Source organism: Maridesulfovibrio sp., from assembly GCF_963666665.1.
In the GTDB taxonomy this organism is placed as follows: domain Bacteria; phylum Desulfobacterota; class Desulfovibrionia; order Desulfovibrionales; family Desulfovibrionaceae; genus Maridesulfovibrio.
On the sequence record NZ_OY762999.1, the window covers coordinates 2911522 to 2934404 of the forward strand.

Here is a 22883-nt window from a genome sequence, read left to right on the forward strand (position 1 = left end):
CCTCCTAAGATACTAAACTTTTAAATATTTCCTTTAACGGCATCAGCAAGCTTGAAGCTCATTTCCTTGAGCTGTGCAAGGTCGGTGATTCCGTATTCTTCCTTTAACAGCACCGCGATGCCCATAACCAGTTCTTCACAACCGTTACAAACTTCCTTGGTGCAGTCAGGGTTACCGCATCCGGCGTTACCGGATTCGGCAACAGCAGCTGCGGCGTCTTCCACACGGACAATTTTGATCTTTTTCTTGCGGAGCTCATCTTTAGCACCGGGAGTCAAGATTATGGTGTTGTCTACGTAGAAGGTGTCACTGTCCGGGCAGATAAATGACTTAAGATTGCCCGCTTCGATAAGTTTCTTTTTCATCTTTACCTCGTTCCCCTTACTAAGGCCTTTACGACCGAGGCGTCGGGTCCGGGGATGACGACCGCCTCAACAAGATTGTTGCCCAAAGCAGCGGATGCAGCATCTGCGGCTTCCTGAACCGCAGCCACATCGCCGCTCATAACGAAATATGATTTACCGTTGATGCCCTGCCCTGCGACAAAACGGGCCAGCTCAACTCCGGAACGCTTGACCGCCGCATCCGCTGCCACCACGCCAGTGGAAACATTGCGGCATTCGATAACTCCGATAGACTGAACCTGTGCAATGGCGACGGGGCTTTTCAGCACTGCTGCCACTTCCGGTGAAAGGCTGGAAATAACAAAGCTGGCCTTGATCTTACCATCGTCAGTATTCGCAGCATCAACACTGGCCGACACTGCAGCACGTTCACCGGTAACAAAGATCAGGTATCTGCCGGAACAAATAGTAGAAGCGCGGACAAGTTCGACATCCGCGGCTTTCATCATGGCATCCGCAATCCGTACTCCGGATGCGATGTTCCAGCATTCAACTATGCCCAGCGTATCCATAATAATTAGACCTGAGCCTGCACTTCATCGATGATAGCCACGATGGATGCATCAACCGGGGCATCATGGTTACGCAGAGCCATGCGCGCAGAACTTCCGGTAGTCACCAGAACCTGCTCACCGATACCCGCGCCCACGCAGTCAACTGCGACGAAAACTTCTGCACTGCCCTTTTCCTCGATATCGAGCCGCTGAACAACCATCAGCTTCTCTCCGCTCAATTCATCCTTTTTGCGGGTGGCCCAAACATTGCCTACAACTTTACAGATAATCATAAAACAATCCTTAGAGGGTCTTGCTGATGTTGATGTTCAATTCCTTGGCTGCTTCTTCGGCAAGGGGGGTGACCATTGCCGCGGGCAGTACCACTAACTCTTTAGCACCCTGCGCCGCCGCACCACTGACCACCTTTTCGGTGATCAGTGATTCCCTGACTTTCAGGGACTCGGGCGCCTTGGGTTGAAATCTTTTCATGCCGAAGCCCTGAAGGGTCTTCTCATGCTGCTGGTAAAGAGCATACAGAGGACCGGGAGCGGTCTGGCTGTACTCTTCGTAACCGAAGGAAAGAACTTCCACGGTATGACCGAGCAGCATCTGGCGAAGCACTTCAGTCATAATCTTGCCGTGAGCCTTGCCCACTGCCAGATCAGACATTTCGCAAACGCAGAGTGAAGGCACGATGTAACGGCTGAATTCCGCGCAGGGAGCTTCTTCGCCGAAGAAATAGTATTCGTATTCATCACCGAAGCTGTTGCGTACTTTCTCAGCCACAATGCAGTCTCGCTCAGCCAGAACCAGAGCACATGCCTTATTGGATTCAGGCTTAAGCTGCTTCAGCACTTCTGCTGCGATGGATTGAACCAATTCATTGATGTCTATTGACATATCGATGCCTCCGGCGGCTCTCCGAGGGCTTAAACCATTTTGCAAAAGGGTTTAAGAATCCCAAAAACTTTTACTAGGGCTTTGCCTCTTCGTAAGAGAAGCTCTGCTTAACTTAACAATTCAGGGCGATGCCCAGCGGGGTTACGAGAAACGGGTTGGCCGGTTTGTAGACCGGGATACCCACTTCTTTTTCCACCACTTTTTCCATATCCTTGAGGCAGCAAGTACCGCCTACAAGGTAGATGGCTGAAATATCGCGATCCTTAATGTGCGCTTTAACGATGGTACCCATTTTCTGGATTACCGGACGAACGACAGGCAGGATCTCATCCTGACGTTCCTTGACCTTTTTCAGGTCTTCAGCTTCTTCAAAGCTGACTTTGTAGCTGCCGGACAGAACCAGAGTCACGTGGGTTCCGCCGGTAGGTTCGTCAGCTACGTAAACCACTTCACCATTTTCCAGCACAGAGAGACCGGTGGTACCGCCGCCGATGTCAACGATGACGCCATTCTCAAGTCCGAGCACTGCGTTGGCTGCGGTGGGCTCGTCCAGAATGGAAGTGACTTCGAGTCCTGCACCTTCCACAACGTACTGATGGGTGGAGCAATCCTTTTTGCCGGTCCCCGGAGGAACCGCAATGGCAGCGCGCTCCAGCTTGCGGCCCAATCTTTCTTCAAGTTCGCCAACCAGCTTGCGGGTGATACGGGTAGCGCCCATGTAATCAACAACCAGACCGTCCTTGATGACCCGGGCGAATTCCATGGCACAGGCCACAGGTTCCTTCTTGCTGTTCAGGACCACTACCACGATATACGCAGTACCTAGGTCCACACCCACCAGAAGTTCTTCGTCAGGACTGACAGGAACGGTGTTCTCAATGCAGCTTTCAAGGTCGCTGATCTGCTGGTCAATTGCTGAAAAATCCATGTTCGTCTTTCTCTCCCCGCACACTCTCGGCTAAACAGTGGCGAAGCCTTGATAAAAATTTTTGGGATTCTTAAGCCCTTTTTTCAAAAAGGGCTTAAGCCGCCGGAGGCGAAATCTTTTCATCAAAGCGCAAAGCGCCTCGAATCCCTATCTTACAATCTTACCGGTTACAGACTTGTTCCAACCTGCGCTGTTGCCTTCATCGGGGTCGATGTGCATAGCCAGCTTGAAAGAAGGATTAACGCGACAAACCACGTCTTCGAGAATAACCGGACGATCACTTTCAAGACGTACGCTTACGCGGTCATTGTCTTTCACGCCGAACTTGTCACCGTCTTCGGGAGACATGTGAATATGACGTGCTGCAACGATAACACCTTCTTCGAGACCGACGATTCCGGTCTGGGAAGCGAGGATGATACCGGGGGTTCCGGAAACATCACCGGACTGGCGAACCGGAGCTTTGATACCGAGGGTACGTGCTTCGGTGTTGGAAATTTCTACCTGTGAAGCGGAACGTGCAGGTCCGAGAACAGCAACGTTGTCCATGACACCTTTGGGACCGATGAGACGGACACGCTCTTCACAGAGGTACTGACCGGGCTGGGAAAGTTCACGAACCGGAGTCAGAGGTTTACCGAAAAGCTCAAGGGCGTCCTGCTCGCTGAGGTGAACGTGGCGGGCGGAAAGTTCTACGGGAATGGGTTCGCATACTCCGGTAGATACGGAAACATGCGGAGCTTCGGTCTTCAACTGCTCAATTACGCCTTTGATGACCCCTTCCATGATATTATTAATGGCTTGTTCGTTCATGCTCATTTCTATGTGAAAAATATTTAGCGTTCTGATCAGGTATCGCGCTTAGCGCGGTACGGCCCTTTTTTATTACGGCCGGGGAAGGTGATTCTATGCGGGCAGAACCTCCCTCCCCGGCCCTGATACCACAGATAAATCTGCGGCATTCAAGCTTAATTAACCTTCAGCTTTAGGAAGGATGATTTCAACTTCGCCGTGGGGGCGGGGGATAACGTGTACGCTGATGAGTTCACCAACGTTCTGTGCAGCAGCTGCGCCAGCGTCGGTTGCTGCTTTAACAGCACCAACATCACCGCGAACCATAACGGTTACGAGACCGCCGCCAACCTGAGTCTTACCGACCAGAGTTACGTTTGCTGCTTTTACCATTGCGTCAGCTGCTTCTACTGCGCCAACGAGACCTTTGGTTTCAATCATACCCAGTGCGTTCAATGAGGACATTTTTGTTCTCCTTTAAATTGATTTATCGGCTCCTTAAGGAGCCACCCTCTATTCCCTTATGCGGGAATCGCTTTTTATTTAGAGCGGGAAGTTTTTACTTCCGGCTATACCATCTGTTTCAGCTGCTCGACGATCATGGCAGTAATTGCCTGAACATCAATGGAATCGGTACCGGCAGCCTGAGCAGCAGGAGCGGATTCGCAGCAGGTGTTACCGAGATCGTAAGCAAGCCTTCTCACGTTCATGAGGTTGAGCGGAGTTACGTTATCGGAGGTGGAGCTTCCGCCTACAGTACCGCAACCAAGGGTAAAGGAGGGGAAGAGAGAGGTAGAGAGGCCTACAGCACCGTGAGTGGACGGGGTGTTAACCAGCATTCTGGAAACAGGCTTCTTCATACCGAATTCACGGATAACTTCTTCGTTCTTGGAGTGGATGGACAGGGAGTGACCGATACCACCGTTTTCCAGCAGCGCGTGACACATCTCGCAAGCACCTTTCCAATCTTCAACAACGTAGAAACCGAGCAGCGCGGTAAGCTTTTCCTTGGAGAAGGGATACTTTGCGCCAACGCCTTTTTCGTCAGAAACGAGCAGACGGGTTCCGGCAGGCACGGAGATTCCGGCCAGCTTAGCAATATAGCAGGCATCACGGCCTACGATTGCGGGGTTCATGGAACCGTTGCCGCGTTCCATAACTGCTTTGACCTTGGTCAGGTCTTCGCCGTACAGGAAGTAACCGCCCTGAGCGACAACTTCAGCTTTAACCTGCTCAGCAATGCAGGACTCAGTGATGATGGACTGCTCGGATGCGCAGACAGTACCGTTATCAAAGGTCTTACTTGCAAAAATCTTGGTGACCGCATCTTTGATGTCAGCGGTTCTTTCAATGTAGGAAGGTACGTTACCAGCACCTACGCCGAGAGCGGGGGTACCGGAGCTGTATGCTGCCTTGACCATGCCCGGACCACCGGTTGCGAGAATGAGATCGGCAACTTTCATGAGCTCGCCGCTACCCTGAATGGTAGGAATGCTCATTACGCTGACCAGATCTTCGCATACGCCGCAGTCGTGGAGTACGGAACGGATCATTTCAACGGTTTTACCGATGCATTTCTTCGCGCTGGGGTGCGGGGTGAAAACAATAGCGTTCCCGGACTTCAGGGCGATCATGGACTTGTAGATAGTCGTAGACGTGGGGTTGGTGGAGGGGATGATCCCTGCGATAACACCCATGGGTACGGCGATCTCGACAACCTTCTTTTCCTTGTCGTCGCAAAGCACACCGATAGTTTTCATATCCTTGATTGCTTCGAAAAGGTTTTTACTTGCAAGAATGTTCTTGGTTTTCTTGTCTTGAACCTTACCGAAACCGGTCTCTTCAACAGCAAGCGCTGCAAGGGGGTCCGCCTGAGCGTAAGCTGCTTCGGAAATAGCCTTTACAATCGCGTCAACCTTTTCCTGACCCATTTCCGCCAGCTCTGCCTGAGCTTTCTTAGCGGCACGAACCAGTGAACGGGCTTCTTGAATGGACAATAAATCCTTGTCTACCATTGGATTACTCCTCTATCTGCCTGGTAACATTTATAATCGCGTCAATAAGGGTTTTCTTGGTGGCTTTCTTGACCTCTTCATTGGTCAGGGAAATACCTTCCAAGCTTCTGGCAATCTGCCGAACCTTACTGATTTTCATTTTCCTGAGTTCCGCGGGCTTGAACTGCGGGGCTTCTTCCTGTGCCTTGGAGGCTTTCGGAGCAGCTTCCTCAGTCTTCGGTGCGGACACCTGCACTGCCGGAGCTTCAATTTCCTCTTTCAGAACCTCAGGCTCTGCTTTCGGAGCTTCCTCTGCTTCGACTTTTTCTTCCGCTGGAGCAGGCTGGGCCTGCTCTTCCGCGGAAGCGGGAGATTGTGCTACTTCCCGTGAAATTTCTTTTGCTGCCGCAACCGGAGCGCTGGTTGCGATAATCTTGCTGATCTCATCATAGGGACGGGCAATCACGTGATGTGATACCAGCTCCGCTCCTTCGATGCGGCTGATAGCGGCAGTGCCTGCTTCAACAGAAGCCTGTACAGCAGAGACTTCTCCGGTGACGCTTATGGTCACCAGCCCGCCGCCGGAAATATTCTTTTCCAGCAGGGTCACTGCAGCGGCTTTGAGCATGGCATCAGCACCTTCGATGGCAGCCAGCAGCCCTTTTGTTTCAATGAATCCAAGTGCATCCATAAATCTGTTCTCCCTTGTCATTGATTTGGACTAGTGTCTGACCACTGAGACCGGAAAATTGTATTTACTGATAGCCTGCTCAATGCGTTCAAGATCGGCATTGCTCAGTTTGGGGTCACCTTCCACCGGGTATTCCCAGCCGAGCTGAGTGTATTTGTTCACACCCATCTTGTGATAGGGAAGCAGGTCCACCCCTTTGAAATTTTTAAAATCCTGATAAGGCTTAAGCAGCTCAACCAACTGAAGGATTTCTTCTTCCCCGTCATTAACGCCCTTGAGCATGGGCATCCTGATCTTTACATTGAACCTGTTCTCAAGAAGCCAGGTCAGATTCTGGAGGATCATCTCATTACGCACACCGGTGATTTCGCGATGGCGTTCGGAATTCATGTGTTTGACGTCAAAGAGAAAGAGGTCCACGAAAGGTGCGACCTTCTCGATGACTTCAGGGCGGGCATAACCGCAGGTTTCAATCGCGGTGTTGATGCCGCGCTGCTTACAGGCCTGAAGAAGGCTTGCCGCAGCTTCAGGCTGAGACAGGACTTCACCGCCGCCGAGAGTGACGCCGCCGCCGGAAGTTTCATAAAACGGACGGTCTTCTTCGATGATCTCGAGCAGTTCGGAGATGGTCTTTGTTTCGCCGACGATTGCCAGTGCATTTTGCAGACAGGCGTGCTCGCATTTGCGGCAGCCGATACACTCGGCATCGCGGTTGATGAAATGTTTTCCTGCGGCGGCAATCTTGTGCACGTCCGCGGGACAGGCGGAGACACAGGCTCCGCAATTTATACACTGATCCTTTTTGAAAAGGACCTGGTATTTTTTATACTGTCCCTCGGGATTCGAGCACCATTCACAGCGCAGGGGGCAACCCTGGAAGAATACGAGAGTTCTCACTCCCGGACCGTCGTGCATATTGTATTTCTGTACGTTGAATATCTGTGCTTTTCTTTCAATCACGGTACTTTTCTCTTGCTGCGTTGTTACTTCAAATCCCGAGGGACTTTAATTCAATCAGTAATGGATCTTAGATCTCATTCATCATGGTACGGCTGATGATCTCATCCTGTACGTCTTTGCAGAGCTCTACGAAGAATGCAGAGTAACCTGCTACGCGTACAACGAGGTCACGATACTTCTCGGGGTGCTTCTGAGCATCGAGAAGAGTTGCGTTATCAAGGTAGTTGAACTGCATTTCTCCGTTACCCAGTGCACTTGCAGTACGCAGCAGGGTAATGATGGAGTTTTCACCTTCGGGGGTGTCGAGCAGTCCGGACATGATCTTGAAGTTGTGAACCATACCGATGTTCATCAGATCGTTAGCCATCTTGGAAACGGACTTGATAACCGCAGTGGGTCCTTTGTAGTCCGCACCCTGAGTCGGGCTGATACCGTCTGAAAGAGGCATCCATGCGTCACGACCGTTAGCGGAAGCGCCGAGGAGCTGACCGAACGGGGTGTTGTTGGAGATGGACAGGGTACCGTGGCTGAGTACGGAGTACAGGGTCTTGTACTTGCGGTGCTCAGTTTCAGTGAAGTGAACGAGGTCTGCGCAGATCATATCTACGTAGTCATCGTCGTTACCGTATTTAGGAGCGGCAAGGCAGTCAGCTTTGATCTGCTCGTAACCCTTGAATTCAGCAACGAGAGCTTCGTTCATCTGAGCGAGGGTGTACTTCTTGTCGTCGTAAACCAGCTTTTTAATGGCGGCCATGGAGTCGGCGTAAGTGGCGAGACCGGACCAGACAACGCCGGGACCGAAGTTGTACATGGCGCCGCCGGAGGCTACGTCCTTGCCGGACTCCATGGTGCCTTCGTACATAAGGGACATGAGGGGTTTAGGAGCATGATCCCTATGAACGCGCTGGGAAATAACGGTTGCAACGCTGGTCCATTTGGTAATGTACTTGATCATTTCCTTAACGGCAGCTTCGAATTTCTCGTAGGTGTCGTAGGACTCAAGGGGACCCATATCCGGGCAGACCTGCTTGCCGTACCAGAGGGGAACACCGTGGTTCAGAACCAGTTCGATGCAGATAGGCCACTGGGTGTAAGCGGTAGAAGTCCACTGGTAGAGACGACCGGCCTTCTGGGGTTCAACACAACCCATCAGGCAGTAGTCGCGGGCATCTTCCATGGATACGCCTTTAGCGAGCATCATCTTGATATGAGCATCGTCAAAGTGAACTGCGGGGAAGCCCATACCGGAACGGATAACTTCAACGATTTTCTTCAGGTACTCGTGGGGAGACTTGTTGTGAACACGGGTAGCCAAAGAAGGCTGGTAGATGCGGACGTGACGTACTGCGTCCATGAGCAGGTAGGTCAGGTCGTTGGTTGCATCGTAACCTTCGCGGGTAACACCACCGACGCACATGTTTACGAAAGGCTGGTAACCGGCGAAGAACTTGGAAGCATCTTCACTGGTGATCCACATCATTTCGGACATTTTGATGAGCATACAACCGGCGAGGTCGAAAGCTTCATATTCGGTCATGCGTCCTGCTTCGAGGTCAGCCTTGAAGAAGGGGTACATGTACTGGTCAACACGGCCGATGGACATACCGGTCTGGTTTTCTTCAACAACCAGCAGGGACTCAACAGTCCATACTGCCTGAATAGCTTCCCAGAAGGTTTCGGGCTTGTGTGCAGGTACGCGAGCGTTAACTTCAGAAATCTTGAGCAGTTCAGCTTTACGCTTAGGATCAGTTTCATGAGCGGCTTTTTCTGCTGCGTATTCGGACAGGCGCTTGGCGTAGATCATTACACCTTCTGCAGTGTCGATTACGGACTTGTAGAAGTAAATTTTATCGATGTCTTCGGGGTTCTCGTAATCGAGATGCTCGAGGTGTGCTTCAGCTTCGGCTTTGATGTCGAGCATACCTTTTTTCATAAGGATGACATCGTAACCGGGGTTGGAGTCACCACCACCGTTTACAGCGTGGTAAGAGCAATCGGAAACATAGGATTCACCGGAGAGTTCCCAGAGACCTGCTTCGCGATACTGAGCTTCGCAGTATTCGTCGAGAGACTTGTCAGCCCAGAAGGGGAAAAGCTCTTCCTTCATGTATTTCTTGTCTTCTTCAGAAATGTAGAAGGGGTCCTGAGGGCGGGAACCGATGGTTTCCAGCTCGGATTTCATCCAGCGCCATGCGATTTCAGGAGAGAAGGAACCGCGACGAGGTGCACCGGTGGGGTTACCTACGATGAGTTCGTGATCCTGAATTACCAGCGGAGCGGTTTCGCAGCTGGCACGGAAGCTTTTACCGCGCAGGATTGCCGGAGGAAGACCGGGGTTTGCCTTAGCAATCTCAGTCATCACGCGAGCGGACTCGACGCTGACAGAAGGAACCTGCTTGAGGAAGTTCTCTTTCAGTTTAACGTGACGATCGGTAGGACCATTGGGGATACCCTTGGTCTCATAGCAGGAGACTGCGGCTGCAGGCTGCTCTGCTTTTTCTTTGAATACCTCAGCAGAAACGCCTTCGAAAATTTTCTTCAGCGAGGCCCGTTCGGCATCGGTAAGGTTTTTTGTAGCTTCAGCAAGCTTGTTGGAAAAACTTTGAAGATCCACTGTATTTCCTCCGTTTAATGGATTTGATTCTTAGCGACCCGCAGGATCATCTATGGCTTCAATGGCCTTTTGCAGGATCTGTTGAATTACCTGCACCATATTGGAATCGTTATCTTTCACTTTATATTGACCGCCTGCCTGACCGGACTGTCCCAGCACCTCTTCAGCACGTCTCACTCCGCAACCAACCTTCCTGATGTAGATAAGGTTCATGGGAGAAACGTTGTCGGAAGTGATTCCGAATCCGGCAGAAGAACTGCCCAGAGTCATTGAGGGAAACAGATTGGTAGTAGCACCCATACCGCCGAAAGCTGCCGGAGTGTTGACCAGAAGTCGGCCAACGGGTTTCTTCAACGCGAACTGGAGAATCACTTCCTCATCTGCGGAGTGAATAACCAGAGTGTGGGCGTTTCTTTCGTGGAGCAGCAACTCGATGCACTTTTCACAAGCGTGCATCCAATCGTCCTCCACATAGAGAGCCAGTACAGGGGAAAGAAATTCTCTGTAGTAGGGATCGGTGTCCGAAACATATTTACGTTCCGCCACCAGAACGGTGGTATTTTCGGGAATGCTGAACCCTGCTCTTCGGGCCAGCACCTTTGCGGACTGTCCGGCCATACCTTTCCTGCGCTGTCCGTCGGGCGCGATGAACAGTTCGGCCAGAGCTTCGGCCTCACTCTCGGACATGAAGTATGCCCCGCAGGAATTAAGGGACTGGCGAACATCCCCGGCAACACATGAATCGACAACGATGGATTGCTCCGCTGAGGGAGCAATCCCGTTATCAAAAGTCTTGCTGGCAATGATATCTTTAACAGCCTGCCCAATGTCGGCAGTACGTTCGATAAATGCCGGACCGTTGCCGGTTCCCCCGTAAATGACCGGTTTGCCCGTTTTCTGGGCATAATGGATCATCCCGGGAACTCCGGTGACCATAACCAGCGAGATATTCCTGTGATTCATAAGTTCACAGGTTCCGCTCTTGGTGACTGTCTCCAGATAGGAAATACAGCCTTCAGGAAGACCGCAGGATTCTCCGGCCTTGATCATGATATCCAGAACCCGGCCGATACTCTTTACAGCACCGGGATGGGGGGAAAAAATAACACCGTTTCCAGATTTGATTGCAATCAGGGTATTATAAACCGTGGTTGAAACCGGACCAGTCACTGGACAGAGAGCTGCGATAACGCCGACGGGAACGCCGATGTCGGTAATCTTTTTATGGGAGTCCTCTTTGATGACGCCCACACAGCGCATTCCGCGCAATTCCTTACGGACCTGATTACAGACGAAGCGGTTCTTGACCAGCTTATCCTGCCATTTGCCGCCGTCAGTCTCTTCGTGAGACATAATCGCCAGCTCTTCGGCATGCTCCTCAACCGCATCCGCAATATGCTCGACTATTTCATCAAGCTTTTCCTGCGGAAAGGTTGCCAGCTTTTTCTGTGCCTCATGGGCATTTTCTGCCAGGATTCTGGCCTGCTGGATGGAGAGCAAATCGTTATCAACAATCATCGCTTACCCCTTTACCTGTGACTGAAACGTTTCTTAATTCCCTGCATTAACCAATGCTTCGCTTAGGAAAGCAGGTTGTCGATTGCGTAGATCTTGGTGATCTGTTCCAGATCGCGGTGGGGTGTAGGAATAACAAGTGAAGCGTAAACTTCAGTTCCCATATTTTCCACAGCTTTCACGCCAGCTTCAACAGCTGCCTGACATGCTGCGACATCACCCTGAACCAGAACGGAAATGTATCCGGAAGCAACGTTTTCATAACCGATGAGTTCAACATCTGCTGCTTTCATCATAGCGTCTGCCGCTTCAAGGACGTAAACAATGCCGAATGTTTCAATCAGGCCCATTGCCCGCGGACGGGGGCCGGAGTAATCGGTGTCCGTGGTCTCCACACCATGGACAGACACGATGTCGCCGACACCGCGAATGGGGCGGGGCATAACGTTCTGTGCAGTGAGCTTGCCGATTTCCGCAGCAGTTGCGGCACCCGCTTCCACGGAAGCCTTTACTGCAGCAACATCACCCCTGACCATTACGGCTACAAGGGTAGACCCGACGTTTTCATAACCAACGAGTTTTACATCTGCTGTTTTGAGCATCTGGTCCGCGCCACCGATGGACGGAACCATTCCGAGAGTTTCAATAAGGCCGAGGGCCTCTTCGCCTTGGTATCTCATGTGATCTCCATTGAGCTGGTTTTAAAGTTCATAACCATGACTTATGACTTTTGACGGATGCTTATCTTAAGAATCCACCTTTTCCACATCCTGCACACAGACTAGCCCCTGACCTAAGGGGGAAGGTCAACAGAGATTTCACAAATTTAGCAACTTTTCTTATAATTGACTGATTTTATGTGATTTTTAGAGGTGACATTTTCGTCACGACAAAAATTACATGATTCTGAAAATCAACGACTTTATTTTCGCAATACCCTGGCCTGATTTTGCTTCTCACCTAAAAACAATTGGGTTGAACCTATATTCAGTCTCATGTGAAAAATCGGACAAAAAGTGTCTACTTACCCAGCAAAAGAATCGATTGTTTGATTGAACGGCAGATACAATTTGTAACATGAATGTAACAATAAAAACTTGCAGACCATCGATAACTGATTACCTTAGTAGGTAATATGGGAATTTTATTTTCATTTTTTTCTTGCAAGCAACTAAGCACTTGAATTTATAAGTTTTCATTGCGCTTTACCTATCGCTCTATCTGCACTATCAGGCTCATTTTAAGGCTAATCAAAAAAACCTCGTTGACCTTCCCCTTAAGGGAAAGGATATAAATTTAAGAACTAGGACCTTCCCGTTAGGGGAAGGATGTTTTTTCCCTGCTATGTGGAAGCGAATTCATAGACCAGTGACGAAAATGCAGGGATCGAGGGTGTGAATTTCAGATTAACTTTTAATGATTAAGGAGACGACCATGGGGGAAGCATCTGTTGCAATCAACCCTGCAGCCGTCGCTGCAAAGCACAAGCTGGCTACCAGCTTTAAAAGAAAAGGCATTGTTATCGCCCTTCTTTCCGGACTGCTGTACGGTTTTTACACTGCATTCATGACTCTGGGTATGTCCAAAGGTATCTGGGTAGACTGGTACGGAGAGAATTCCGGCCTGTCCGCATTTGCAGTAATGTATCTTTTAAGCGCAATCGGCGCAGCAACCACCGACACATGCAGTGCTCTCTGGGCTATGAGCTTTGCCGGTATCCGCGGTCGCTTCGCTGACTTTGTTCGCTGCATCAAAACCAAACCCGGCATGGTAATGGTAGCTGCAGCAATCATCGGTGGTCCTCTCGCAAGTACCGCTTACGTAGTAGGCCTGCAGCTTGCAGGTTCTCTCGTAGTTCCCATTGCAGCTCTCTGCCCCGCAGTAGGCGCAATTCTCGGCCGCTTCCTCTTTAAGCAGGAACTGAACGCACGTATGCTGTTCGGTATCGCCATCTGCTTCGGCGCCAGCTTCATGATCGGCTCCACCAGCCTCGACGGCGCAGGCGGCCCCAACATGATGCTCGGCCTCTTCTTCGGCTTCCTCGCTGCTGTATGCTGGGGTATCGAAGGTTGTGTATGCGGTTACGGTACTTCCATGATCGACCCCGAAATCGGGATCACTATCCGTCAGGTTACCGCCGGTTTCTCCAACCTCTTCATTCTCGTACCCCTGTTCGGCTTCATCGCACACGTTGATGCATTCGGCATGGTTGCACAGTCTTTCACCGACAGCGAAGCCATGATCTGGTTCGTACTGGCCGGTCTCTCCGCATACCTTACCTTCATGTACTGGTACAAAGGTAACGCAATGTGCGGTGCTGCTCTCGGTATGTCCTGCAACGGAACCTTCTCCTTCTGGGGCCCCTTCTGCTGCTGGATCGTTCTCGGCGTTGCTATGGGCATGGAAGGCTGGGATATGCCTCCTGTAGCTTGGGCTGCAGCAGTAATCATGGTTATCGGTATCTTCATTATCTCCATGAACCCTATGGATCTGTTCAAGAGCAACGAGGAGAAAGCATAATGTATCCCCTTAACTACGCTATCCTGAAACACTTCACCAAAGTTGAAGAAGCTTGCGCAGACTGCGTTATGGAAGCCCTCGCAGGCGAATACAGCAGCTTCAAAGCCTTCAAAAAAGATGCAATCATCAACGCCCTGATGACTGCTGAAGCAAACGGACTCCTCGAAGAGTCCCGCTTCGACCTCGACTCCAATCAGGAGCTGCGCGTTTACTACCGCGCACACGAGGAAGGAGCCGCAACAATCAATCAATACATTAAGTAATACCTCACTGAAGCAAGGGGAGCTGTCTCGCAAGAGACGCTCCCCGCTTTCATATGGTGAGGAGCATACAATTACGCACGTAAAGGTTAAGGGGTTGAAAAAAAATTCGAAATACCGGACCATAGGAACTGGAGGAGATACCAGTGAAATACAAGGAACGCTATTTCATAGGGGACATGAGCAAGATCTGTAACATCTCCAAAAAAGCTCTTCGTTATTACGATCAGATCAACCTTATCCCCTCTCAGCGACACGATTACAACAACTACAGGTATTACACCCGGGAATCCCTGTTATCAGTCCCGGTTATCAAGTATTACAAACAGATGGGGTTCACCCTCGAAGAGATGAAAGAATTCATAGAGGGGAGCGCACAACACGTTTTTAAATCCATCCAGCATTCGTTCCGCACCAAAATCAGGGAACTTGAGGACGAGCAGGAAAAAATCCGCCGCAAGCATGTGTCAGTCAAAGACTGGTACGAACTGGTCCGTGAAGCGGAAATGGTTATAGACAACAACATCAACGAAGTTTCCATTAAGTATATTGAGAGCAGTTCCCTGCTCTTTCAAGACCAGAAATTTGAAAACGACCTGCAATGGTCAATTATCAACCTTGAATTCACTCAGCATGTGGAAGATGTGAATAACGAGATAACCGGTCCGGTCATAATCAACTTCTCGTCACGTCAGGACCGCATTGAAGAAGTGGATCAGAACATTAAGATGCTGCAAAAAACGGTCATTCCTTGCAGCGAAGAGAACATTTACGAATTTGGCGGGGACATGATGCTCTCCTGCTACCACATCGGCGCCCACGAAGACATCCGCAAGACTTACATGAAGATGGAACGTTGGGCAGCCAACAACGGTTACCTCCTTGGTAAAGAGTCCTTTGAACGGTATGTAACCGACTACTGGACCACCCGTAACAGCAATAAATTCGTAACCGAAGTCCTGATCAAATGCTCGCGGCACGGCGATCAGGATAATTAGTCCCGCAACACAACGCGCTTTTAATTTCAGCCCGCTTCCTGCTCGAAGCGGGCTTTTTTGCTGCACAGGCAAAACTTGCCAAACAAAGAAACAACCAATAGATTTCAAATTATCTTATTTAGACCAGCAGAACAAAAGAATTAACTATGCTCTTACGACCTCACCGTATAATTATCCCGACACATGCGGCAATAATTGTCCCTCGTCGTATCAAGACTGCAGTCTGACCGATTTCTGTATGCTGCTTCCCTGAGAGTATTGCGTCCTTTTAACTAAGACAATGCATCACATAACCAAATAACAGACTGTTCATTATTTGGAGGCCTCAATGAATACAAATCCTTTTGAGTCCCCATTTGAGGGATATGAAATCAGACAACACCTGACTAACAAAAACATTATTGCTGGACGCCACAGCTACTATTCCGGATATTATCACGGACACCACTTTGAGGAGAACGTACGTTACCTTCATCCGGATCTAAATGATGTAGACAAGCTCATCATCGGTAAATTCTGTTCCATAGGTTCAGGAGCAACTTTCATAATGGCCGGTAACCAAGGCCACCGACATGATTGGGCTAGCACATACCCATTCCATTATATGAGCGAATTCAACCATGCAAAAGATGGGTTCCTCCGTAAGGGGGACACCGAGGTCGGCAACGACGTCTGGATTGGAAACGAAGCCATGATAATGCCGGGCATATCCATCGGGCACGGCGCCATTATTGCTGCTCGCGCCGTAGTAACGAAGGATGTCAATCCATACGAAATAGTGGGAGGAAACCCCGCGAAAGCTCTGCGCAAACGTTTTTCAGAAGATGAGATACGGATGCTTTTAAAGCTGGCTTGGTGGGATTGGACTGATGAGAAAATCAAGCGCAATGTAACGCTACTCACTGACGGAGATATACGCCGACTATATACTGAACACATATAAAAAACAGAGAATCCCCCAGATCATCTGTTCCGGGGGATTCTGATTAATTGCTATCGGGTAGAAGGATCAGACTTTGTACCCGGCTTGTGAAATAAATACCTTGAAGACCAATTTCAGGATTCCAAGTCCTGCTCCTGATCTCGACGTTTCTGGCATTCCGGGCAGAGCCCGAAAAGAAACAAGCGGTGGTGAGTCAAAACATATCCATTCTCTCTGGCAAGGACCTCCTGCCTTTGCTCAATTCCATTATCAATCACTTCCACCTTTTTCTGGCATCTTGTGCAGACAAGGTGGTCATGATGTTCGTGTCCATAGGAATGTTCATACAGAGCAACCCCGCACCCGAAATCAAGACTTTCAGCAAGCCCGGAATCAACAAGCAGTTTCAGAGCCCTGTATACGGTTGCCTGTCCTACCTCGGGAGCCCTTTTTTGCACTAAGAATAACAAATCCTCAGCTGAAAAATGGCCTTCGGTTTCCAAAAAAGTCTCTACAATCACTTTACGCTGGGGAGTCATGCTCAACCCGTTTTGCGCAAGGTAATCGACAAATATTTTTGCTGCTTCATTTGTCATATCGAAAATGGAATTCATTTTCATACTATTGTCAAGCTCTTTCAAAAAAGTGAATACACATTTTCTGGTTATCTCCCGGAAACCCTCAATCCCATTTTGCGCATCTTACTTCTGAGGGTGTTTGGGTTAAGATCAAGCAGTTCCGCCGCCCCTCCGGCCCCGTTAATTCTTCCTCCCGCCTTTGCAAGGGCTGCAAGAATGGCCTCTTTGATTGTCTCTTCGAGGGGTTTTATTTCATGCTCATACTCCCCGGCTTGCGAAGACTGGATAATTCCGGAGCTGAGATGCAGCTTGGAAAGATGCTTTTCAAGCAGAATCTCAACCCGTTCATCAATGGTCTTCTCAAAATAGCTCTGGCTCTCTTCAGGCGAAATGTACCAGCCATCATCCTGTGGGAGTAGTTTATCAAGCAGTAAAGGACCGTATGGATAAAGGGTCAGGCCGCGCTTGACCAAGTTTTCAAGTTCACGGACATTACCGGGCCATGAGTATTGCAGCAGGCGGTCAACCGTCGGCTCAGGCAGTTGCGGAAGACTGCTTATTCCCAGTTCATCACAGCCGCGCTTCATGAATAAATAGATCAATTCCGGAATATCCTGAGTGCGCTCCCGCAATGGCGGAACATGGATTGGAAAGACATAAAGGCGGTAATACAGGTCCTCACGAAAGGTGCCTTCCTGCAGCATAAGCTCAAGGTTACGGTTGGTGGCGGCGATAACCCGCACATCCACCTCAATTGACTTTGTACTGCCGATCCGCTCAACCACATTATTCTGCAGAACACGCAGTAATCGGACCTGCGCCTGCAAAGGAAGTTCACCGATTTCATCAAGGAACAGGGTCCCGCCGTTGGCCTGTTCAAAACGCCCCGGACGGGAGGTAGTTGCTCCGGTGAAGGCCCCCTTTTCGTAGCCGAACAACTCACTGTCCACCAAAGAATCCGGGATGGCCCCGCAGTTTACCTTTACAAACGGCTTATTCTTGCGCGGGGAAATAGATTGAATGGCATCGGCGATAAGTTCTTTACCGACCCCGGTCTCCCCCATAATCAGGGCCGGAACCTCCCTGTTTTCAAGCTGGCGAACCACTTCCATAGTCGATTTCAATCCGCCTTGCTCTCCTATAATCCGCCGCTCACGAAGATTCTCTAAATCCTTTTCCAGCCCGTCACGCTCGACGCGCAACCGCTCCTGAAACTCCATGGTCCGCTGATATTGCAGCAGGTTGGACATGGTCAGGGCAAAGGGGGTTACCAACAGGGCAAACTTACGCTCATGCTCTTCAGTAAAGCAATCCGGATGTGTACCCATAAGGCAAAGATGCCCCAGAACTTCCTTTTCCGAGCGCAAAACGCAGATCATATAGGCCCGTTCCTTATACGGGACCAACGCGGACAAACTTTTGCTATGCAGGGCTGAAACCGGAGAATCCATATTCCGTGGCACCTTGATGACTCCGCTGATCCCCTGATTGTGCAGAAAAAGAGAATTGGCCTCTTCCTCGGAAAGAGGGGCAACTATTTCCACAAAATCAAACCGCCCGGCCTGCACCAGAAACAGAAGTTTTAACGCTTTTAAATCCGGGGCATACTGGTGCAGAGAAATAGCATCAATGGGAAAATTCCCGGCTAGGAATTCAAAGGTATCAATAAGCGATTTCTGCATGTCCAGACTTCCAGTCAGTCGGGCCATGGCTTCGCTTAAAAATTTCAAGTTACTCTCTTTGGAATGCGTCATGCTCAACTCCTTGTTAACTTGAATCTGCCACATATGACTTTATATAACAACTAGTGATCATATTTAATAACTATCGTTTTATTAAACACAAGAGGCATCCCTAGAGCGAACGACACAAAGATAAGACATTGATTTTAATAGACTTAAAGCATTGGCACATTTCTTGGTTTATGGGCAGCAAGGAGTAAAGCCATGAGCATGTCAATGCAGCAAATCAATGAAGAACGACTCAGGAAACGCATTTGCCAATTCAAGGACGACAGCGAATACCGTTCCCTGACCGAGTACCTTATCAGGGAACTTGCCTCCGGGCATGTTCCCATGCAGCTGCAGGCCAAGGCCTACAATGAACTTGGGCTGGCCCACCTGCAACTGGATGAACCGCTTGAAGCGGAAAAATCTTTTTTATCGGCAATCGAGCGGGACCCACAAGCGATCAATCCCAAATTCAATCTGGCCAACCTTGCCATGTATGCCCAGAGATACGATCAGGCCGGGGAAATGTTTCATGAGATTCTTAAAATGGAACCCAGCCATCTCGGAGCTAGATTTCATGCCGGTTTGTGCCTTGCCATGAGCGATAAGCCGGATCAGGCCCTGCCCTATTTCGAATCAAGTGCAGCAGCCGCGCCACAGGCCATGGGGCCTAATTTCTGGGCTGCTGAAACCCTTGTGGCTCAAAAGCGTTTCAGGGAAGCCCTGCCTTATTTCCGCAGAGCAACTGAGATAACCCCAGACCACCGCGAATCACAACGCGGCGTGGCAATCTGCCTGCTTGAAACAGGACAGAACGAAGAATGTGTCGAGCAGTGCGATGCGCTTATTCTTTCCGGTCAAGGCGCGGAATACCTTGCATGGCAGATTAAAGGCGATGCCCTTATTGAAATTGGTGAAATCGAAGCCGCAGCCCTCAGTCATCTGGAGCTGGCGGATATGGATTTCGATGCCCGAGATTTCCTGATCATGAGGACTAAAGAACTCCGCAAGGAGTACCCGCATTATGTATCCCGCTACGCAGCGGTAATCATTGATGTCATTCCCGAACTTGAACCCGCTTTCAACGGAATCTGCAAAGACTCCGAAGAAGAGCTGTAAACATATCACCGGAGGAACCATTTCATGTCTGAACAACAGAATGCATTGGATATTATAAACGATCCCAAGAACCGTATGTCTTCCCCGGACGGTGCTGCTGAGGGACAGCCTGAACCGGAAAACATGGCCCAAGAGCAAAAGCCTGCAAAAAAAGGTTTCAGTCGCCGTAATTTCCTGAAGTTCGGCGGGGTGGCAGCCGCTGCCGCCACTGTTGCCGGAGCAGGTGGAGCCGGTTTTGCCATCGGCCGATCCGATCATGCTTATACCGGATACGGCCAGACCTATCAGGGTGGAGACCAGTTCTTTAACCGCGAGCCGTTCCGCTGTGATGTTCCGGCCATGATGACTCCTGTCGGGGAAGTCGAACGACCCGACTGGACCGATTACCTTTTCCTGCGCCTTGCCGCACTGGTTAAAATCATCAAGTCCGGCGAATGGAACCCGGAAATGGGAGTGGACAAGCTGCCCGGACCTGTCGGGGACCATTACCGCGCCCGTCCCGGCGAGTTGGAAATTATGCTCAGTTCCCTGCAACGCAATATCAAACGCAGTGAGGCATGGAAGAACGGCAAGCACAAGAAGTACGCCCTCGCCGGAGCATACAACATGGCCCTGCGCAAAGGAGGTATGGAATACGCCGACCACACCAACCGTATCCCTGCCGACCCGCATGATGAATATGAACGGACTAAAAAACCTGTAACACCCGAAGACTGGGATTTCCGCGGAATCTGGCGCAAAGAGCCCATGGAATTCAAGTCTCCGACCCATGCATCCAAGCTGATCAAGCGTATGGCCCACCAGTTCGGCATGTCCCTCGTAGGTATTGCCAAATTCGACCCCCGCTTCATGTTCAAAAACGTCATGCGCGGCATGCCCGACAAGGGACAGAAATGGGGCGACAGGGTTCCCGAACACTGGAAATCCATTATCGTTTTCGGCGTGCCCATGAACTGGGATGGGACCTATTCCGCCATCGGTTACTCCACTTCCTTTGATGCCTATTTCCGTTCCCGCTGCGCAGCCAGCCTCATGGAACAGTTCATCAAGGAACTGGGCTACCCAGCCCGCGCACAATTTCCGGGCCACAACTATGAAATCATGATGAGTCCTTACGTACAGCTTGCGGGGCTGGGCCAGTACAGCCGGGCAGGAGTAACCATGGTTCCTGAACTGGGCGCCAACTTCCGGCCGGCTGCGGTAATTACCAATATCGAATTTGAATACGACAAGCCCATCGACGTAAAAATGGCCGACTTCTGCCTGAAGTGTAAGATCTGCGCCGACAGCTGCCCGTCCGGAGCCATTCCGAAAGATGACCGCCCGCAGACAGTTGTTCGCGGATTCAAACGTTGGAAGCTGGACGAAGAAAAATGTTACTCGCAATGGGCCGGAGGTCCGACTCAGGACGGTCTTGGTTGCCGTGTTTGTATCGGTGTCTGCCCTTATTCACGCAAAAACACTTGGATTCACACTATTTCGCGGGAGATTGAACCACGCGACCCGACAGGCCTGTTCGCCACCGGACTGCTGGCCATGCAAAAGAACTTCTTCAAGTTCAACGAAGCCGAAGATTACCGTTCCGAATGGGATGGCGGGAAGGAAGCAAACTATCACAATCCGCCGTGGTGGCTGCGTGCTGAAAACTTCCTCAATGTTGAAAAAGACTGGGAATACCACGGCATGGAGTAGAAAAGGGACTAAGCCCTTTGGAATCCCTATTAGCTAAAAAAGGAGAAGTATAATGTTTCCCGGAACTACTATGCTTGATTATATCTTCTGGATGATCATGGGTGCTTTGCAGGTACTCGTGGTTCTTGGACTTATGGAATGGCTCAAACATTACGGACGCAAGGTGGTCTGGTGGCAGGTAGCGCTGTTTTACGCCGGATTCGCTTCTTTATGTTCCGTAGTAGCGGGCGGAACCACCCTCATGGGCGAATATGAAACCATTGCCGGATGGTATTTTATCGGCGTTCTCGGCCTACCCGTTGTTATTTGTCTCGCAATCGCCGTCAGACTCTTCATCATGAGGAAGCCCGGAGAAAACCGTGTCCAAGAAAACAACTGAAAAAATTCTGGCCGTAGCGACTCTCTGCATCCTTGCTGCAGCATGGTTCGCGGGAGGAATGCGTTCGGAAGGCGCAAACCTCAGCCGGATAAAAAATATATCCCCTGAAATTGAACGGATTAAGCAGATCAGCCCTTCGGTTTATGAAGGACAACGTAAAGGCAATCCTGCGGAAAAGATCTACATCGCCTTGGCTGAATATCCCAGCTACGGCGGACCGTTGCAGGTGGCGGTAGTTGTCAATAAAGATAAAACAGTCGAGCGGGTCGCGCTGGTAAAATCCACGGACACCATCACCTATATCGACCGGGTTTTAAACGAAGGTATTCTGGACGGATTTCTCGGAGCCGAAGACACCCAGCTGCCTGAGATTGACGCCGTTTCCGGGGCAACCCTTTCTTCCACAGCCATGATCATGGGTGTTCAAGAAGCCATTGCCAAAATTCAAGGCAGGGAAACCGTGCAAGCAACAATGTCCCTATCTTCGGAAGAAATGATCAAAGCCGGACTGACTGTTGCCCTGTTCATCATGGCAATCTTCATCGCCAGCCGTTTCTTTCGCTGGAATAAGAATTACGCCCGGCTGGGACTGCTGGCTCTCTCCACCGTTCTGCTCGGTTTTATGTACGGAGCCCAGCCGTCCCTTGGATCAATTGCCCTGTTTCTTTCCGGATTATGGACCAAAGGCATGGCTTCATACACAGCACTGATCTGCCTTGGGCTGGCAATGCTGGTATTTCTGGCAACCCGGAAAAACCTCTATTGCTCCATGGTCTGCCCATTCGGCGGGATTCAGGAAGGTCTGGGGCGGATAACCAAATGTGCGCCGTCCAAGAAAACAGAATGGATGAAATGGACTGCGCGCATTTTCGCTCTCGTTGCTTTGAGCGCGGCCCTTTATTTCCGCAACCCTTCCGATGCGCAGTATGCCCCTTTCGGCATGGCTTTTTCGTTCATCGGCTCCGATGCAGTCTTTGCGCTTTTCGTACTGATTGTTGTAGCTTCACTGATTGTAAAAAGGCCATGGTGCACCCTGCTCTGTCCGGCTGGTCCGGTCTTTGATTACATCGCTTTCATGCGTAACTGGATTATGCCCAAAAAGAAAAAGGAGCAGCACTTATGAAATTCAAGACTGTCTTCACCATAATTATATTCATTGCTTTTGTCGGCCTGTGCGGTTTTGAAACAGCAAGCAATATCAAAAGCAGTGCAAAGCGGGATATAAGTTCCGTGCGTTACACCAGCGGCATTGAAACCCCGACAAAGGAAGAAACAAAAAAACAAAGCTTCAATCTGAACAAGATATTGCAGGATACTGACCTGAACGGCTAGCAATGCAATCTAAGGGGTCCGCAAATCAATCATTTACGGACCCTTTTTAAAAATCCAA

24 protein-coding genes and 1 pseudogene are annotated in these 22883 nt (G+C 50.2%); 9 read left to right on the forward strand and 16 right to left on the reverse strand.

The window, feature by feature from the left end; all coding sequences use genetic code 11:
* Positions 1-20 precede the first annotated feature (20 nt).
* The 14 genes and pseudogenes from ACKU40_RS13355 to ACKU40_RS13420 all read right to left on the reverse strand — a co-directional run.
* The gene (locus ACKU40_RS13355) at positions 21-365 is read right to left on the reverse strand and encodes a hypothetical protein (protein ID WP_320173290.1); all 345 of its coding nucleotides are present in this window, start codon (positions 363-365) and stop codon (positions 21-23) included.
* A 2-nt stretch (positions 366-367) separates the two neighbouring features.
* Positions 368-916: a BMC domain-containing protein gene (locus ACKU40_RS13360; RefSeq protein ID WP_320173291.1), complete on the reverse strand. Its 549-nt coding sequence runs from the start codon at positions 914-916 to the stop codon at positions 368-370.
* Between the two features lie 5 nt (positions 917-921).
* Entirely contained in the window at positions 922-1191 is a 270-nt protein-coding gene (locus ACKU40_RS13365; protein WP_320173292.1) for a EutN/CcmL family microcompartment protein, read from the reverse strand.
* A gap of 10 nt (positions 1192-1201) precedes the next feature.
* Positions 1202-1801: a hypothetical protein gene (locus tag ACKU40_RS13370; protein WP_320173293.1), complete on the reverse strand. Its 600-nt coding sequence runs from the start codon at positions 1799-1801 to the stop codon at positions 1202-1204.
* Positions 1802-1913: 112 nt separating this feature from the next.
* Positions 1914-2729, reverse strand: a complete 816-nt coding sequence (gene eutJ, locus ACKU40_RS13375; protein WP_320173294.1) for an ethanolamine utilization protein EutJ — start codon at positions 2727-2729, stop codon at positions 1914-1916.
* A gap of 147 nt (positions 2730-2876) precedes the next feature.
* A complete protein-coding gene (locus ACKU40_RS13380) occupies positions 2877-3542 on the reverse strand; it encodes a phosphate propanoyltransferase (protein WP_320173295.1) in 666 nt (221 codons plus the stop codon).
* A 159-nt stretch (positions 3543-3701) separates the two neighbouring features.
* Positions 3702-3986, reverse strand: coding sequence for an ethanolamine utilization microcompartment protein EutM (eutM, locus tag ACKU40_RS13385; protein ID WP_015850358.1), 285 nt, complete (start codon positions 3984-3986; stop codon positions 3702-3704).
* A 104-nt stretch (positions 3987-4090) separates the two neighbouring features.
* Positions 4091-5536, reverse strand: a complete 1446-nt coding sequence (locus ACKU40_RS13390) for an acetaldehyde dehydrogenase (acetylating) (RefSeq protein ID WP_320173296.1) — start codon at positions 5534-5536, stop codon at positions 4091-4093.
* Positions 5537-5540: 4 nt separating this feature from the next.
* Positions 5541-6206: a BMC domain-containing protein gene (locus ACKU40_RS13395; RefSeq protein ID WP_320173297.1), complete on the reverse strand. Its 666-nt coding sequence runs from the start codon at positions 6204-6206 to the stop codon at positions 5541-5543.
* A 30-nt stretch (positions 6207-6236) separates the two neighbouring features.
* Entirely contained in the window at positions 6237-7166 is a 930-nt protein-coding gene (gene cutD / locus ACKU40_RS13400) for a choline TMA-lyase-activating enzyme (RefSeq protein ID WP_320173298.1), read from the reverse strand.
* Between the two features lie 67 nt (positions 7167-7233).
* On the reverse strand, positions 7234-9780 hold the full coding sequence (gene cutC / locus ACKU40_RS13405) for a choline trimethylamine-lyase (RefSeq protein ID WP_320173299.1): 2547 nt from the start codon (positions 9778-9780) through the stop codon (positions 7234-7236).
* 30 nt (positions 9781-9810) lie between these two features.
* Positions 9811-11298, reverse strand: a complete 1488-nt coding sequence (locus ACKU40_RS13410) for an aldehyde dehydrogenase family protein (RefSeq protein WP_320173300.1) — start codon at positions 11296-11298, stop codon at positions 9811-9813.
* Positions 11299-11360: 62 nt separating this feature from the next.
* Positions 11361-11645, reverse strand: a complete 285-nt coding sequence (locus tag ACKU40_RS13415; protein WP_407944338.1) for a BMC domain-containing protein — start codon at positions 11643-11645, stop codon at positions 11361-11363.
* Between the two features lie 48 nt (positions 11646-11693).
* A pseudogene (locus tag ACKU40_RS13420) lies at positions 11694-11975 on the reverse strand (BMC domain-containing protein); the annotation flags it as partial.
* A 754-nt stretch (positions 11976-12729) separates the two neighbouring features.
* On the opposite strand from ACKU40_RS13420, the gene ACKU40_RS13425 reads away from it, so the two are divergent.
* The 4 genes from ACKU40_RS13425 to ACKU40_RS13440 all read left to right on the forward strand — a co-directional run bounded on the left by ACKU40_RS13425 (position 12730) and on the right by ACKU40_RS13440 (position 16016).
* A complete protein-coding gene (locus ACKU40_RS13425) occupies positions 12730-13815 on the forward strand; it encodes a hypothetical protein (RefSeq protein ID WP_320173302.1) in 1086 nt (361 codons plus the stop codon).
* On the forward strand, positions 13815-14078 hold the full coding sequence (locus tag ACKU40_RS13430) for a hypothetical protein (RefSeq protein ID WP_320173303.1): 264 nt from the start codon (positions 13815-13817) through the stop codon (positions 14076-14078). The genes ACKU40_RS13425 and ACKU40_RS13430 overlap by 1 nt, the downstream gene beginning before the upstream one ends.
* 143 nt (positions 14079-14221) lie before the next feature.
* Positions 14222-15073 carry a MerR family DNA-binding transcriptional regulator gene (locus ACKU40_RS13435; protein ID WP_320173304.1) on the forward strand — a complete coding sequence of 284 codons (852 nt, stop codon included), beginning with the start codon at positions 14222-14224 and terminating at the stop codon, positions 15071-15073.
* Positions 15074-15401: 328 nt separating this feature from the next.
* On the forward strand, positions 15402-16016 hold the full coding sequence (locus tag ACKU40_RS13440) for a CatB-related O-acetyltransferase (protein WP_320173305.1): 615 nt from the start codon (positions 15402-15404) through the stop codon (positions 16014-16016).
* Between the two features lie 113 nt (positions 16017-16129).
* Here ACKU40_RS13440 and ACKU40_RS13445 read toward each other — a convergent pair whose 3' ends face one another.
* Both ACKU40_RS13445 and ACKU40_RS13450 read right to left on the reverse strand, forming a co-directional pair.
* A complete protein-coding gene (locus ACKU40_RS13445; protein ID WP_320173306.1) occupies positions 16130-16615 on the reverse strand; it encodes a Fur family transcriptional regulator in 486 nt (161 codons plus the stop codon).
* 44 nt (positions 16616-16659) lie between these two features.
* On the reverse strand, positions 16660-18327 hold the full coding sequence (locus tag ACKU40_RS13450) for a sigma 54-interacting transcriptional regulator (RefSeq protein ID WP_320173307.1): 1668 nt from the start codon (positions 18325-18327) through the stop codon (positions 16660-16662).
* 192 nt (positions 18328-18519) lie between these two features.
* On the opposite strand from ACKU40_RS13450, the gene ACKU40_RS13455 reads away from it, so the two are divergent.
* From ACKU40_RS13455 to ACKU40_RS13475, 5 genes are read left to right on the forward strand one after another with little or no spacing between them, the layout of a single operon-like run.
* On the forward strand, positions 18520-19422 hold the full coding sequence (locus tag ACKU40_RS13455; RefSeq protein WP_320173308.1) for a tetratricopeptide repeat protein: 903 nt from the start codon (positions 18520-18522) through the stop codon (positions 19420-19422).
* A gap of 24 nt (positions 19423-19446) precedes the next feature.
* Positions 19447-21114, forward strand: coding sequence for a 4Fe-4S dicluster domain-containing protein (locus ACKU40_RS13460; RefSeq protein WP_320173309.1), 1668 nt, complete (start codon positions 19447-19449; stop codon positions 21112-21114).
* A 52-nt stretch (positions 21115-21166) separates the two neighbouring features.
* Positions 21167-21493: a hypothetical protein gene (locus tag ACKU40_RS13465; RefSeq protein WP_320173310.1), complete on the forward strand. Its 327-nt coding sequence runs from the start codon at positions 21167-21169 to the stop codon at positions 21491-21493.
* Positions 21474-22616: a 4Fe-4S binding protein gene (locus ACKU40_RS13470; RefSeq protein ID WP_320173311.1), complete on the forward strand. Its 1143-nt coding sequence runs from the start codon at positions 21474-21476 to the stop codon at positions 22614-22616. The genes ACKU40_RS13465 and ACKU40_RS13470 overlap by 20 nt, the downstream gene beginning before the upstream one ends.
* Complete coding sequence (locus ACKU40_RS13475; RefSeq protein ID WP_320173312.1) at positions 22613-22825, forward strand: hypothetical protein; 213 nt, start codon at positions 22613-22615, stop codon at positions 22823-22825. Before ACKU40_RS13470 ends, ACKU40_RS13475 begins: the two co-directional genes overlap by 4 nt.
* Positions 22826-22883 lie beyond the last annotated feature (58 nt).